The sequence below is a fragment of the Flavobacterium sp. FlaQc-28 genome (genome assembly GCF_044007415.1).
Taxonomy (GTDB): Bacteria; Bacteroidota; Bacteroidia; order Flavobacteriales; family Flavobacteriaceae; genus Flavobacterium.
In genome coordinates this window covers 111,843-125,182 of the sequence record NZ_JBIPCM010000001.1, presented here as the reverse complement: position 1 = coordinate 125,182, position 13,340 = coordinate 111,843, and the positions used below count along the sequence as shown (strand labels likewise).

The following is a 13,340-nucleotide window of genomic DNA, read 5'->3' as shown; positions in this document are numbered from 1 at the left end:
CGAGGCTCTTAATTTTGAACTTTAGTTGAAGGAATGTAATCTAAAATTAAACGCTGATTTGGGTTTAAATACTTTTTGGCAACTTCTCTAATTTCTTCTCTTGTAATAGAGTGGTAAAGATCAATTTCGGTGTTAATCAGGTTTACATCGCCATAAAGCAGGTAATATGAAGCTAGATTTTCGGCAATTCCTTCAACAGTTGCATTTGCGTTTACAAAATTATTGTCGAATTTGTTTTGCAGTTTTTCGTAGTCTTTTTCAGAAATCAGATCAGTTTGAATTTTTACAATTTCCTCATCCATTTCTTTTAAAACATCTGCGGTTGTATGCGGTGCCATTGGTAAACCGTATAAAATGTATGTTCCGTAATCTTCCTGGCTAAAACCAACCGCTCCAATTTGAAGTGCCATTTTTTTGTCATCAACTATTTTTTTGTAAAGCTTAGAACTTTTTCCGTCGCTTAAATACGAAGAAATTAAATCTAAAACCCTAGCGTCTCTAGTTTTCATAGACGGCGTTCTATATGAAGCAACAATCATTGGAATTTGAATGTTTGGATCTTCGTAAGTCGCTTTTATTGTTTTGGTAATTGGTTCTTCTACAAAAGTTTGTTTTTTTACCTCTTCACCTCTTGGAATTGGTGCGAAATATTTTTGAATCCATTCTTTAGTTTTGGCTTTGTCAAAATCTCCAGCTACAACTAAAACGGCATTATTAGGGGTATAAAACTTTTTGTTAAATGCCTGAAACTCTTCAAGAGTTGCAGCATCCAGATCTTTCATAGAGCCAATTGTTGTCCAGCGGTATGGATGGTTTTTGAATATGTTTTTTTTAACCTCAGGTAAGATGTTTCCATACGGCTGATTGTCATAACGCATTCTTTTTTCTTCCTTAACAACTTCATTCTGAGTTTCAACGCCAATTTTATTGATAATTGGATGCATTAAACGTTCTGACTCCATCCATAAACCAAGTTCTAAACTGTTAGAAGGGAATACTTCGTAATAATAAGTTCTATCATCCGAAGTGTTGGCGTTGTTGACACCGCCATTTGCGGTAACGATTTTCATCCATTCTCCGCGTTTGATATTTTGAGTTCCTTCAAATAATAAATGTTCAAAGAAATGTGCAAAACCAGTACGATCTGGGCGTTCGTCTTTTGAACCAACATGGTACATTACAGAAGTGATGACAACAGGAGCAGAGGGGTCATTGTGCAAAATTACATGCATGCCATTGTCTAAATTGTATTCTTCAAAAACTACTTTTTGAGCATGAGCAACTCCGCCAAGCATTAGTGCAGCACTTAACATCATTATTGAATTTTTCATAGAGATTAATAATTTTTATTTACCTAAATAATAGGTAGTCCTGAATTAATTATAGTTACATCAAAAATAGTTTTTTTTGCGTACTTTTTTTAAATTTTACGCTATACATGATTAATTTAACAGTATTTTACATCTATTTGTGATTTTAGATAGCAGTCGAAGTGCTTGAAAAATAGACTTTAGGGTAAAATAAATATTTTTAGAATTAGGAATTGCACAGTAAATTAATAGTTGTATATTTGCAACCTTAAAAATCAATAAATCAATTTGGTATGTATGCAATCGTAGAGATAGCAGGGCAACAATTTAAAGTAAGCAAAGACTTAAAGGTTTATGTTCACCGTTTAGCTAATGAAGAAGGTTCAAAAGTTTCTTTTGACAAAGTTCTTTTATTAGATGATAACGGAAATGTAACTTTAGGCGCCCCAGCTATAGAAGGTGCTTCAGTAGAAGCTAAAGTGTTACAACACTTAAAAGGTGATAAAGTTATCGTTTTCAAAAAGAAAAGAAGAAAAGGATACAAAAAAAGAAATGGTCACAGACAATATCTTACACAAATTGTAATTGAAGGTATTACTGCAGCAGGAGGAACTAAAAAAGCAGCAGCTAAAAAAGCGGTTGTAGCAGAAGATGCAGCTACTGAAGAAGTAGAAGCTCCTAAAGCTAAAAAAGCAGCTCCAAAAGCAAAAAAAGAAGCTACTAAAGAATAATAACAATATTTAAACTCATACGTCATGGCTCACAAGAAAGGTGTCGGTAGTTCGAAGAATGGTAGAGAATCAGAATCAAAACGTTTAGGCGTTAAGATTTTTGGTGGTCAAGCTGCTATTGCTGGGAACATCATCGTTAGACAAAGAGGTTCAAAACATAATCCAGGTGAGAACGTTTACATCAGTAAAGATCACACACTACACGCAAGAGTAGCTGGAGTTGTTAAGTTCCAAAAGAAAAAAGATAACAAATCTTATGTATCTATCCTTCCATTCGAAGCATAATCATTAGATTACTTATTACAAAACCCGTTTGCCTTGGTAAACGGGTTTTTTGTTTTTAAGCGAAATGGTGTTAATCTAATTTATAAGAATGTTTTTTTTTGGGTAAAAAACTTACTTTTGTTAAGAATGAAGTAATGATTTCATTTGTTGTCTTTTTAAATTAGAAAAATTGAAAAAAATAATAGTATTTATATTTCTGTGCTGTTTTAGTGTTTACGGAAAAACAGAAACTCAAGGTGTTGTAAATGATATAAGCCGGTTGAATGAAAAACAGAAGAATATTTTGTATGAGTTTGAGGTTCTTAAAACAAATGGTTTTGATACGAATCAATTCTGGATAAGACATAGAAACGAATTTCCATTATTAAATGACAGCACAAGAAATGAATTAGCAAGACAGATTTTTGTTAATTCTAAGATTGTCTATTCGCCTCCAAAAGATTCTGTAATTCAATTTTGGATGCAGACACAGCTGCTTACAAATTGGATGTTTTACTTGTCTGCATTTATTGCTGTTTGTGCGGTTATTGCTTTGTTTAAAAAATATTGGACTCTCTTGATTGCTGTTTTAATTAAACGATTGGCGCCTTTATTTCGATTTTTATTCACGCCTATTTTGTTAACCTATGAATTGTTCGCAATTGGGATTTTTTGTGTGATTTATGGATGCTCCGTTGATGAATTTGTGCTGCGAACAGTAATTATTCATTTAGGGTTATTTTTGCTATGGAGCCAGTCGACTGCTGTGTTTACAAAAGAGTATTGGGTTAAAAAGTATTTGTTTGAAATAGAAAATAATTTCTGGGGAACAAATCCTTGGAACACGGTCAAAACAATTTGCCTTCCTGCTGTTGTTCTTACACTTGCTCTTTTGTATGTATTGTTTCAACTTCCGACAGATATTTTCTATAATTATGAAATAGTTTTATCTGGTATTGCTGCTGTTTATGCATTGCCTTTTTGGCGTGCAGCAGAGAAGTATTTGTATCCTGTTTTATTTCCTTTTAGAAGTGATTATAGGGCGAGAAGTATTAATTCTCTCGGAGCTTGTACTGTTGTTGCAGTTATTGTTGTGGTGATACTTGCTTTGCAATGGAATTCTATTTTTTATAACGTAATAGCAGCACTGATAAGTTTGCTATTATTGTCGTTTTTGATTTTGTCTTCAAAAATGAATTACAGATCTAGTTTTAGGAACTATTACTACTTGCAGTTAATAACTGTTCTTTTTTTTGGAATGGTATTTATCTATGGTTTTTACGTGCATTTAAATGAAATTCTTTGGTTTTCTATAATAGGAGCAATGCTTTTTATTGTAATAAAATATTTAGAAATCGTTTCGTTTTTCTCTGATTGGAAAAGAGGGAAGACTTGGGCGTGGAAATTGCTAGGTTTGGCAGTGCTGCTATGGATACTCGGAAAAGGGATTTTGTATGTTTCTAAGATGCTTTATAATATTAATAGTTAAAACTTTTGAGAAATAAAAACCCTGCTAGTTTAAGCAGGGTTTGTGTTTTTTTTATTCTTCTGTATCTTTAGTTTCTTCTAAATCTTGAGATTTTCTTCCAACTTTTATTTTAGGATTATCTTGAGTTCCTGTGACTGTAAGAGGAATTCCGAAAATACCCAAAGGAGGTAATCCTAAACGCATTTTTAAATTCAGTTTTCCGTCTAAACTTGTTGTGCCTTCAATTCTTGGTCTGAAACCAGCAAATTTAAATTTAAATCGTTCAACAGTCATAATGTTGTTTTTAATCGTGGTCTTGATATCAACTTTAGAAAGATCAGGATTTTTAATGGCATCTGAGCTTGTTTCCTTGCTTACTGCAGTGAACATTTTTAATCCTCTTACTTTTACATCTTTAACAGAAAGGATTCCACCTCCAGAAAGTGATGGGTAAACAGGTTCCATTTTGCCATTTAAACGTCCTTTTAGTTGGTAATCTAAGGACACAATACCTTGAGCTTTTTCAGCGGCACTTGCCATTTTTCTAAAAACTTCAATTTCATTGTAAGCTCTTTTAATGTCAAAATCGGATGCTTTTATCGCGTAATCAAAATTGGCTTTTTGAGGTGTTACGGCTTGGTAATTTGCATTCATAGAAACATTACAGCCAATTAAATTAAATCCGGTATTCTGCATTGTTAATTTTCCTTTGTTCATGCTTAAACTGCCAATTGCATTTTGAAGATTAAGCTTGTCAAAACTCACTTTTTGAGCGACAGCGTTAAACTGTAAATTCAAATTAGTTGGAATTATGATAACGCCGGTTTGTGTGTTTTCGGTTTGTTTTGTTTCTGTTTTTGGAGATGAATTTTGTGTTACAGAGGTTTCTGCGCTTGTATTCGACATAAATTCATCTACATTAATGTATCGAGAAGTAGATTTAAATTTACCCTTTAAAACACCTGTATTGGTTGTTACATAGTTGAAAACATTCTGTAAGTACCCATTCATTTTAAAATCAGATTGGCCATAAGCTGCTAAAAAGTTGTTGAAAGACATTTTGTCCTGATTGATTTTGAAAATTCCTTCTTTAATAATGAATTTTTTAGGCAGATATTCTGATGTAATTCCAATATTTCTTAGCTCCAGCGTTCCTTTGTTGTACAATTTGCTGTAATTTCCTTTTTCTGCATCACTTTGTTTTCCTTTTAAGACAACATCGGCTTTTACGAAACCGTCAAGATCAAGACCTTTTTGCGAGAAAACTTTATATATTTTATTAACATCAAGTTCTCCGTTTGCTTTGATGTCATAGACTAAATCATCAAAATTGCTTAAGTCTGCTTCAACAAAGACAGGTTTTCCTTCAAAAGTAAATTGAGCCGGTTTTAGTTTAACACTTAAGTCGCCAAAAGTTCCTTTTGGATTATCGATTTTAGATTTTATCGTAATATTGGTGATTGGATTTGGATAATAAGGTGTTTTTAAATATCCATTTTCCAAATCAATAGTTCCGTTAGTAACAGGCAGAAGTTTATTTTTTAAATCAAATTTACCATTAGCTTTTACATCGCTCGTTAAAGTTCCTTTTAATTCGATTTTTGGAATTCCAAGTGCTTTTGTCAACTTTTCAAGATCAATTTTAGATTTAAAATCAGCATTGATTTCAGGAGTGTTTATACCTTCTACGTAGAACTTAGATTTTAAATAATCTTTATTCATGTTTAGTGATAAATTCTTTGCATCAACGGTTAAAAGATCAGGATTTAAAGACGGAACTTTCGTTTTTACATCTAAGTTTAAATTTGAAACAGGAAAAGGGCTTTTGTTGTAATTAACAAATCCACTGTCTATTTTTAAGTCTAGATTTAAATCTGGAGCTATATTTTTTGATGCGATATAATCTCCTTTTAAAGTTAGGAGTAAGTTGGTATTTCCTCTTATTTCAGTTTTCGACAGCCAAGTAATATATTTAGGAGGGAAAGCAGTAAAAACATCGTGCAAGTCGCTGTTGTCGGATTTAATTACAAAATCCATATTGTAGCCGTCTTTTAAGAAATCAAATTTACCCTTGAAATCAATTAAAAGCTGGTTTATTTTTAAGTTATTCTGTTGAAAGAAAAACGATAAAGAGTTAATGTTGACTTTTGTAATTAAATCAGCATTGACTTTTTTGTTCATTAAATAAGGTTCATTTTCATAAACGATATTTAATTTTTCAATTTTAGCTTTTGAGTATAAATCAAAAACAGCTTTATTTAAATCTCCTTTTCCTAAGTAATTGAATCCAAAAGCATCGAAGTGAATCTTTGTTGATTGATCGTCGTAAATAATCTTACTGTTCAGGATTTCAATTCGTTCCAATTTCAAGGCAGTTTCTGTACTGTCTTTATCTTCTGTGGCTGCGGCTTGTGATTTGTAAATGTTGTAATTTGCTTCGCCGCTTGGGTTTACTTTTACATTTATAAAGGAATCCGATAGGTAAATCTGGTCAATTTTTACAGATTTGCTAAAAATTAAACTGGCAACATTTATTCCGAACGAAACTTCTTTGGCAGTAATAAACTTTTCGTTTTTGTATGGAGCTGAACCATTAAGACTTAAATTGTCTAAGGTTAATGTAAGAGATGGGAAATGGCGAAAAAAAGAAACCGAAACATCAGAATAATTGAGTTCGGCGCTTAGTCTTTCGTTGGCAATTTTTTTGATCTGATCTTTAATTTGATCTTCAAAAACAATAGGTGTTAAAAATAACAATCCTAAAACAACAGCGAAAGTTATTCCTAAATACTTGGCAATTTTAAATACGATCGATCTGGACTTACTTTTTTGCATAGTAATTTGTGGTATTAAATAAAATAATAATGTCAAAAAAAGAGGTTACTTATCCGTGTACAGTTTCTTTTTTACCATAATTGGTAATAATAGAACCTTCATATTCAATCCATTCTTTCCATCGTTTATCGATGTCAATATTGTCTTGGTATTTTCTTGCAAATCCTAAAAAAGTAGTATAATGTCCAGCTTCAGAAATCATTAAATCGCGATAAAATTTGGCTAATTCTTCATCTTTAATATTTTCCGAAAGAACCTTAAAGCGCTCACAGCTTCGGGCTTCAATCATGGCTGAGAATAATAAACGGTCACATAGTGCATCACGTCTGCTTCCGTCTTTTTTCATGAATTTAAACAGCTCGTTTACATAATGGTCTTTGCGTTCACGTCCTAAAGTAAGTCCGCGTTTTTTTATAACATCATGAACCATTTGTAAATGTTCCAGCTCTTCGCGTGCAATTATAAGCATTTCGGTTACCAGTTCTTCTAATTCAGAATTGTAAGTAACGATACTTATTGCATTCGAAGCAGCTTTTTGTTCGCACCAGGCGTGATCTGTCAAAATTTCTTCAATATTCGACTCCACAATATTTACCCAGCGCGGGTCTGTAGCTAATTTTAATCCCAACATAATTTCCTTGCATTTTTAGTTCTTGCAAAATTAGTGTTTTTTATGACGAAAAGTCTGGAAATATCGTTCAATTGCGCTCAAAAAAGCATTATTTTGTAAGTTGAAAAAAAAATGATGAATCAGATAAAAAAACTTTTAATAATTGGATTTGTCTGGCCTGAGCCAAATTCTTCTGCTGCGGGCGGGAGGATGATGCAGTTGATTTCTGTTTTTATTGCAAATGGATATCAAATTACATTTGCCAGTCCTGCTTTAGATAGCGAATTTATGGTTGACTTGTCTGAGTTTGGTGTCGAAAAAAAGAGTATCAAATTAAATAGTTCAACTTTTGATGATTTTATAATTGAATTAAATCCAGATGTGGTTTTGTTTGATCGTTTTATGATTGAGGAACAGTTTGGCTGGCGCGTAACAGAAAATTGCCCTAATGCAATTCGATTATTAGATACAGAAGATTTACATTGTTTAAGAACGGCAAGACAAAAGGCGTTTAAAGAAAATAGAATTTTTCAGCTTACTGATTTGTTGTCTGAAGAAGTGGCAAAACGGGAGATTGCCAGTATTTTAAGATGTGATTTTTCTTTAATGATTTCTCAGTTTGAAATGGATATTTTAAAAGATGTTTTTAAAATCAGTCCAAGTTTACTGTTTTATCTTCCGTTTTTAGTTGATGAAATCACGGAAGAAAGTCTGTCTAAATTGCCTTCTTTTGAAGAACGAAAGCATTTTGTTTTTATTGGAAATTTTCTTCATGAACCCAATTGGAATACAGTTCAATATTTAAAAGAATCTATTTGGCCTTTGATAAAAAAGGATTTTCCAGAAGCCGTTTTAGAAGTTTACGGTGCTTATCCTTCACAGAAAGTATTGCAATTGCATCAGCCTAAGAATGGTTTTTTTATTATGGGGAGAGCTGTAGATGCTAATGAAGTTGTAAAGAAATCGAGAGTAGTTTTGGCACCAATTCGTTTTGGAGCTGGTTTAAAAGGGAAGTTGTTGGAAGCGATGCAGTGCGGAACTCCAAGTGTAACGACAACTGTTGGTGCAGAAGCAATGAGTGGAACTTTAGATTGGAATGGATTTATAGAAGATAATCCACAGGAATTTGCAAAAAAAGCTATTGCACTTTATCAAGACGAAAATCTTTGGAAACAATCTCAAAAAAATGGTATTGTGATTATAAATGAATGTTACCAGAAGAGTGATTATGCTGATGATTTAATCATAAAAGTAAATTCGTTATTGATGAATTCTGATGAGCATCGTCTGCATAACTTTATGGGGAATTTATTGCAGCATCATGCTTTTAGGAGTACGATGTATATGTCAAAATGGATAGAAGCTAAGAATAAAAACTAAACATTAGTTTTAAAGAAAAAAAATCCCAATTACAATTGTAATTGGGATTTTTGAGTTCTAGTGTAAGCTTGAAACTATTTTAAAGTGCCTTTAATATCTTGAATCGTTGTAGCGTGATAACCAGATTTTGCTTTGTTAAAAATTTGGTTTGCCCAAACTTTTCCTTCTGGTGTTTTAACCATTTCTTTATAAAGCATCATTACAGATCCAGTTCTGCTGCTTCCAATTAAAAACTGTTCGATTGCAGGATTAGCGGCTTTGTATTGATGACGAATTGCTTGAACAAACCATTGACGTTTGATGATAAAATTACCGCCATTTGTAAAGTTAAATTCTTTATCAAGTGCTTCCATTTCTTTTGGTGTAATATCTGTTGGAAGATGGTCTATAAAATGCTGTTTTTCTGTAGTTGTTGTAATTTTTTGGCTTAATCCTTTTACGCCGGTTTCTCTCCAGCTTTTTTGGATTTTATCTATAGCATCAAAATCGGCAGAACTTACAGGAGTTATGTTTGATGGAATTCCAGGTTTGAAAATCCAGTCTTCCAGTTTTATTTTGTCAGCAAGAGCTTTGTCTCCTTTAATAAGGTTCTCGTTAAAATATTTGATAAAATCATCGGTAGTGATTGATTTGAAAGCGTGAGCATCAAAATAGTTTTTGATAAAAACATCAAATTTTTCACGTCCTACAGCGTTTTCAATTACTCTCAAAAAGGCATATCCTTTTACATATGGAATCATGCTGATTCCTTCGTCAGGGTTTCTTCCTGTAAGACTCACTTTTAGTCTCGTATCAGGATTTGTATTGCCATATTCAGCTACATTATCAACTAATTCTTTACGAATGATAACGTTTTGCATTTCAAATTCTTTTTGGCCAAAAATTGCTTCGCCAATTCGGTGTTCAACATAGGTTGTAAAACCTTCGTTTAGCCAAATATCATCCCAAGTTGCATTTGTAACTAAATTTCCACTCCAGCTGTGGCCTAATTCATGTGCTAATAAGCTGGTTAATGAACGATCTCCTGCAATAACTCCCGGAGTTAAGAATGTTAAGTTAGGATTTTCCATTCCGCCGTATGGGAAACTTGGAGGTAAAACCAAAACATCGTAACGTCCCCAACGATATGGCCCATAAAGTTTTTCGGCAGCAACAACCATTTTTCCAAGTTCAGCAAATTCCCAAGCTGATTTTTTCAGCATTGATGGTTCTGCGTAAACGCCGGTTCTGTTGTCTATAGATTGAAATTCAATGTCTCCAACTGCAATTGCCATTAAATAAGATGGAATTGCTTTGTCTTGTTTGAAATTGTAAACTCCAGTGTCATTTTTCTTTTGCGGATTTACAGCGCTCATTATTGCTAGTAAATCTTTAGGAACTGTAACTTTTGCATTGTAAGTAAAACGAATTCCTGGTGAATCCTGACAAGGTATCCAAGTACGTGACCAAACGCTTTCTCCTTGTGAGAAAAGAAATGGTTTCTTTTTGTCTGCTGTTTGTTCTGGTTTTAGCCATTGCAAAGCGATCGCATCTTTGGTGGTGTTGTAGTAGATGTTTACTTTGGTTGTATTTGGTTCTATTGTAATATGAAGTGGTTTTCCGTGAAATTCAGTATCTTTTCCAAGTTCAAATTTTGTTTCTTTTTCTTCATCACCTAAAGTTACTTTGGTAATATTTAAAGTGTTTTCGTCGAAAATAATCTCATTTCCTTTACTGATGTTGTCAATTAGCCAAGATGCTTTTCCAGAAATAGTCTGCGTGTCAAAATCAACTTTTATGTCAAGATCTAGATGTTTAACTACAGCTAGTTCTGGTTTAGAATAGCTGTGTTCGTCTGTAACGACTGCTGGTTTTTCTGTTTGGTCTTTTTTCTGACAGGCGATTGCTGCCAAGAATAAAGTAACAAGGATTAGTTTTTTCATTTTATCAAGTATTGAATTTGTGGGCGAAAATTAAACAAAAAATCCCGTTTTGAATAAACAAAACGGGATTTTATTAAATATAACCTTCGACTTGGCTCAGGCTGACATATGTAAATTATGCCAACATTGTAACTGGGCTTTCGATGTATTGTTTTAATGTTTGTAAGAACTGAGCACCAGTTGCACCGTCAATTGTTCTGTGGTCGCAAGCTAATGATAACATCATTGTGTTTCCAACTACGATTTGACCGTTTTTAACTACTGGTTTCTCAACAATTGCACCTACAGAAAGGATAGCAGAGTTTGGTTGGTTGATAATTGAATTGAATTCAGTGATACCAAACATTCCAAGGTTAGATACTGTAAAAGTACTTCCTTCCATTTCTTGTGGTCCCAATTTTTTGTTTTTAGCTCTTCCTGCAAGATCTCTTACTGAAGCACCAATTTGAGATAAACTCATAGCATCTGTAAATCTTAATACAGGAACTACTAATCCGTCTTCAACAGCTACAGCAACACCAATGTTTACGTGGTGGTTGATGATGATAGCATCTTCTTTCCACTGAGAGTTGATTTTTGGGTGTTTTTTCAATGCTAAAGCACAAGCTTTAATTACCATATCGTTGAAAGATACTTTTGTATCTGGAACAGTATTGATTGTTGCTCTTGCGCCCATTGCTTCGTCCATGCTTACTTCGATCACTAAGTTGTAGTGTGGAGCTGTAAATAAAGATTCTGCAAGACGTTTTGCAATAATTTTACGCATTTGAGAGTTTTTAATCTCTTCTGTGTAAACTTCACCAGCAGGTACAAATACTTTTGGTGCAGCAGGAGCAGATGCTTCTTGTTTAGCAGCTGGTGCTGAAGCGGCAGGTTGTGCTTGTGTAGATGGGGTAAAGTTTTCGATATCGCTTTTTACGATACGTCCGTTTTCTCCAGATCCTTTAACTTGGCTTAATTGAATTCCTTTGTCAGAAGCAATTTTCTTAGCTAAAGGTGAAGCTAAAATTCTCCCTCCGTTTGAAGTTTCGGCAGCAGTTTCTGTTGCTTGAGCAGCAGCAGGAGCAGCTTTTGTTTCTTCAGCAGCAGGAGCACTTGCAGGTGCAGCACCTCCGGCAGTATAATTGTCAGCAATTCCAGAAATATCAGTTCCTGCAGGTCCAATGATCGCTAGTAAGCTGTCAACTGGTGCAGTGTTTCCTTCTTGAATTCCGATGTATAATAATGTTCCAGCATTGAAAGACTCAAACTCCATAGTAGCTTTGTCTGTTTCAATTTCTGCTAAAATATCACCTTCCGCTACAGCATCACCAACTTTTTTCAACCAAGTTGCTACTGTACCTTCAGTCATTGTATCGCTCAAACGCGGCATAGTTACTACTATAACACCTTTTGGTAATTCAGTTGCAGCTTTTGCAGGAGCAGCAGTTTCAGTTTTTGCTTCAGCAGCAGGAGCATCCGCTTTTGGAGCTTCGGCAGCAGGAGCGTCACCACCAGCTAAAAGAGCAGAAATGTCTTCTCCTTCTTTACCGATGATTGCTAATAATGAATCAACAGGAGCAGTTTCTCCAGCTTGAATTCCAATATGTAAAAGAGTTCCTTCGTTAAAAGATTCGAACTCCATTGTTGCTTTGTCTGTTTCAATTTCAGCAAGAATATCTCCTTCGCTGATTTTGTCGCCTACTTTTTTAAGCCAAGTTGCTACCGTTCCTTCCGTCATAGTATCGCTCAAACGAGGCATAGTTACTTTAATCGCCATGATGTTATAGTTTATGAGGTGTAAATGGATAGTCTTCTTGTGCGTATACTACGTCGTATAATTGTTGTAAATCTGGATATGGAGATTCTTCAGCAAATTTCTGACATTCTTCAACCAAGTCTTTAACTCTTTGGTCAATGACTTCAATTTCTTCTTCAGTAGCATATTTTTGATCCAAGATTACATCAAGAACTTGTGTAATTGGGTCGATTTTTTTGTACTCTTCAACCTCTTCTTTAGAACGGTATAATTGTGCATCAGACATAGAGTGTCCTCTGTAACGGTACGTTTTCATTTCAAGGAAAGTTGGTCCGTCTCCACGACGAGCTCTGTCAATTGCTTCAGTCATTGCTTCGGCAACTTTTACAGGATTCATTCCGTCAACTGGTCCACAAGGCATTTCGTAACCTAAACCAAGTTTCCAGATGTCAGTATGGTTTGCAGTTCTTTCAACAGAAGTTCCCATTGCATAACCGTTGTTTTCAACGATAAATACAACTGGTAATTTCCATAACATAGCCATGTTAAAAGCTTCGTGTAGTGAACCTTGTCTAGCAGCTCCGTCACCAAAATATGTCATGGTAACACCGCCGGTATTGAAATATTTATCTGCAAAAGCTAAACCAGCTCCCACAGGAATTTGTCCACCTACGATTCCGTGTCCTCCGTAAAAACGGTGCTCTTTAGAGAAAATGTGCATAGAACCTCCCATGCCTTTAGAGGTACCTGTTGCTTTTCCTAAAAGTTCTGCCATTACGTTTCTAGGATCAACTCCCATACCAATTGGCTGAACGTGGTTTCTGTATGCAGTAATCATTTTGTCTTTAGTCAAGTCCATAGCGTGCAATGCACCTGCTAATACAGCTTCTTGACCATTATATAGGTGTAAAAAACCTCTAACTTTTTGTTGAATGTATAATGCTGCAAGTTTGTCTTCAAACTTTCTCCAAAGCAGCATGTCTTCGTACCACTTTAAATATACTTCTTTTGTAACTTCTTTCATCTGAATTCTTTCTTTTGCTAAAGTTTGTTTGTGTTATCAATTGTTGCCTATAACGCAA

At 34.3% G+C, this 13,340-nt stretch carries 10 protein-coding genes; 4 read left to right on the top strand and 6 right to left on the bottom strand.

The features are described 5' to 3' along the window. Window positions 1-8: 8 nt before the first annotated feature. The gene (locus ACHRVL_RS00535; protein ID WP_395409525.1) at window positions 9-1,331 is read right to left on the bottom strand and encodes a M16 family metallopeptidase; all 1,323 of its coding nucleotides are present in this window, start codon (window positions 1,329-1,331) and stop codon (window positions 9-11) included. Window positions 1,332-1,603: 272 nt separating this feature from the next. On the opposite strand from ACHRVL_RS00535, the gene rplU reads away from it, so the two are divergent. The 3 genes from rplU (at window position 1,604) to ACHRVL_RS00520 (ending at window position 3,794) form a co-directional block, all read left to right on the top strand. Next, on the top strand, window positions 1,604-2,041 hold the full coding sequence (gene rplU / locus ACHRVL_RS00530; protein ID WP_068844917.1) for a 50S ribosomal protein L21: 438 nt from the start codon (window positions 1,604-1,606) through the stop codon (window positions 2,039-2,041). 24 nt (window positions 2,042-2,065) lie between these two features. Continuing rightward, complete coding sequence (gene rpmA, locus ACHRVL_RS00525; protein ID WP_017497241.1) at window positions 2,066-2,326, top strand: 50S ribosomal protein L27; 261 nt, start codon at window positions 2,066-2,068, stop codon at window positions 2,324-2,326. A gap of 169 nt (window positions 2,327-2,495) precedes the next feature. Next, window positions 2,496-3,794 (top strand): hypothetical protein, encoded by a 1,299-nt coding sequence (locus tag ACHRVL_RS00520; protein ID WP_395409523.1) that lies wholly within the window; start codon window positions 2,496-2,498, stop codon window positions 3,792-3,794. Window positions 3,795-3,845: 51 nt separating this feature from the next. Here the strand turns inward: ACHRVL_RS00520 and ACHRVL_RS00515 are convergent, their stop codons facing one another. Both ACHRVL_RS00515 and ACHRVL_RS00510 read right to left on the bottom strand, forming a co-directional pair. Further along, window positions 3,846-6,608: an AsmA-like C-terminal region-containing protein gene (locus tag ACHRVL_RS00515; RefSeq protein ID WP_395409521.1), complete on the bottom strand. Its 2,763-nt coding sequence runs from the start codon at window positions 6,606-6,608 to the stop codon at window positions 3,846-3,848. Between the two features lie 49 nt (window positions 6,609-6,657). Further along, complete coding sequence (locus ACHRVL_RS00510) at window positions 6,658-7,239, bottom strand: tRNA-(ms[2]io[6]A)-hydroxylase (RefSeq protein ID WP_089057510.1); 582 nt, start codon at window positions 7,237-7,239, stop codon at window positions 6,658-6,660. 114 nt (window positions 7,240-7,353) lie between these two features. Here ACHRVL_RS00510 and ACHRVL_RS00505 point away from each other — a divergent pair, with 114 nt between their 5' ends. Continuing rightward, a complete protein-coding gene (locus ACHRVL_RS00505; RefSeq protein ID WP_395411069.1) occupies window positions 7,354-8,598 on the top strand; it encodes a glycosyltransferase in 1,245 nt (414 codons plus the stop codon). Window positions 8,599-8,672: 74 nt separating this feature from the next. On the opposite strand, the gene ACHRVL_RS00500 is transcribed toward ACHRVL_RS00505, so the two are convergent. The 3 genes from ACHRVL_RS00500 to pdhA all read right to left on the bottom strand — a co-directional run bounded on the left by ACHRVL_RS00500 (window position 8,673) and on the right by pdhA (window position 13,282). Beyond that, window positions 8,673-10,520 (bottom strand): leukotriene A4 hydrolase C-terminal domain-containing protein, encoded by a 1,848-nt coding sequence (locus ACHRVL_RS00500; protein WP_395409519.1) that lies wholly within the window; start codon window positions 10,518-10,520, stop codon window positions 8,673-8,675. Between the two features lie 115 nt (window positions 10,521-10,635). Next, complete coding sequence (locus tag ACHRVL_RS00495) at window positions 10,636-12,279, bottom strand: 2-oxo acid dehydrogenase subunit E2 (protein ID WP_395409517.1); 1,644 nt, start codon at window positions 12,277-12,279, stop codon at window positions 10,636-10,638. A gap of 4 nt (window positions 12,280-12,283) precedes the next feature. Then, window positions 12,284-13,282 (bottom strand): pyruvate dehydrogenase (acetyl-transferring) E1 component subunit alpha, encoded by a 999-nt coding sequence (pdhA, locus tag ACHRVL_RS00490; protein WP_089052629.1) that lies wholly within the window; start codon window positions 13,280-13,282, stop codon window positions 12,284-12,286. Between the last annotated feature and the right edge of the window lie 58 nt (window positions 13,283-13,340).

Bases quoted from the DNA above. Each gene is read 5' to 3' on its own strand.
- ACHRVL_RS00510 (WP_089057510.1), bottom strand. From the start codon at position 7,239: ATGTTGGGATTAAAATTAGCTACAGACCCGCGCTGGGTAAATATTGTG.
- pdhA (WP_089052629.1), bottom strand. From the start codon at position 13,282: ATGAAAGAAGTTACAAAAGAAGTATATTTAAAGTGGTACGAAGACATG.
- ACHRVL_RS00505 (WP_395411069.1), top strand. From the start codon at position 7,354: ATGAATCAGATAAAAAAACTTTTAATAATTGGATTTGTCTGGCCTGAG.
- ACHRVL_RS00515 (WP_395409521.1), bottom strand. From the start codon at position 6,608: ATGCAAAAAAGTAAGTCCAGATCGATCGTATTTAAAATTGCCAAGTAT.
- rplU (WP_068844917.1), top strand. From the start codon at position 1,604: ATGTATGCAATCGTAGAGATAGCAGGGCAACAATTTAAAGTAAGCAAA.
- ACHRVL_RS00500 (WP_395409519.1), bottom strand. From the start codon at position 10,520: ATGAAAAAACTAATCCTTGTTACTTTATTCTTGGCAGCAATCGCCTGT.
- rpmA (WP_017497241.1), top strand. From the start codon at position 2,066: ATGGCTCACAAGAAAGGTGTCGGTAGTTCGAAGAATGGTAGAGAATCA.
- ACHRVL_RS00495 (WP_395409517.1), bottom strand. From the start codon at position 12,279: ATGGCGATTAAAGTAACTATGCCTCGTTTGAGCGATACTATGACGGAA.
- ACHRVL_RS00535 (WP_395409525.1), bottom strand. From the start codon at position 1,331: ATGAAAAATTCAATAATGATGTTAAGTGCTGCACTAATGCTTGGCGGA.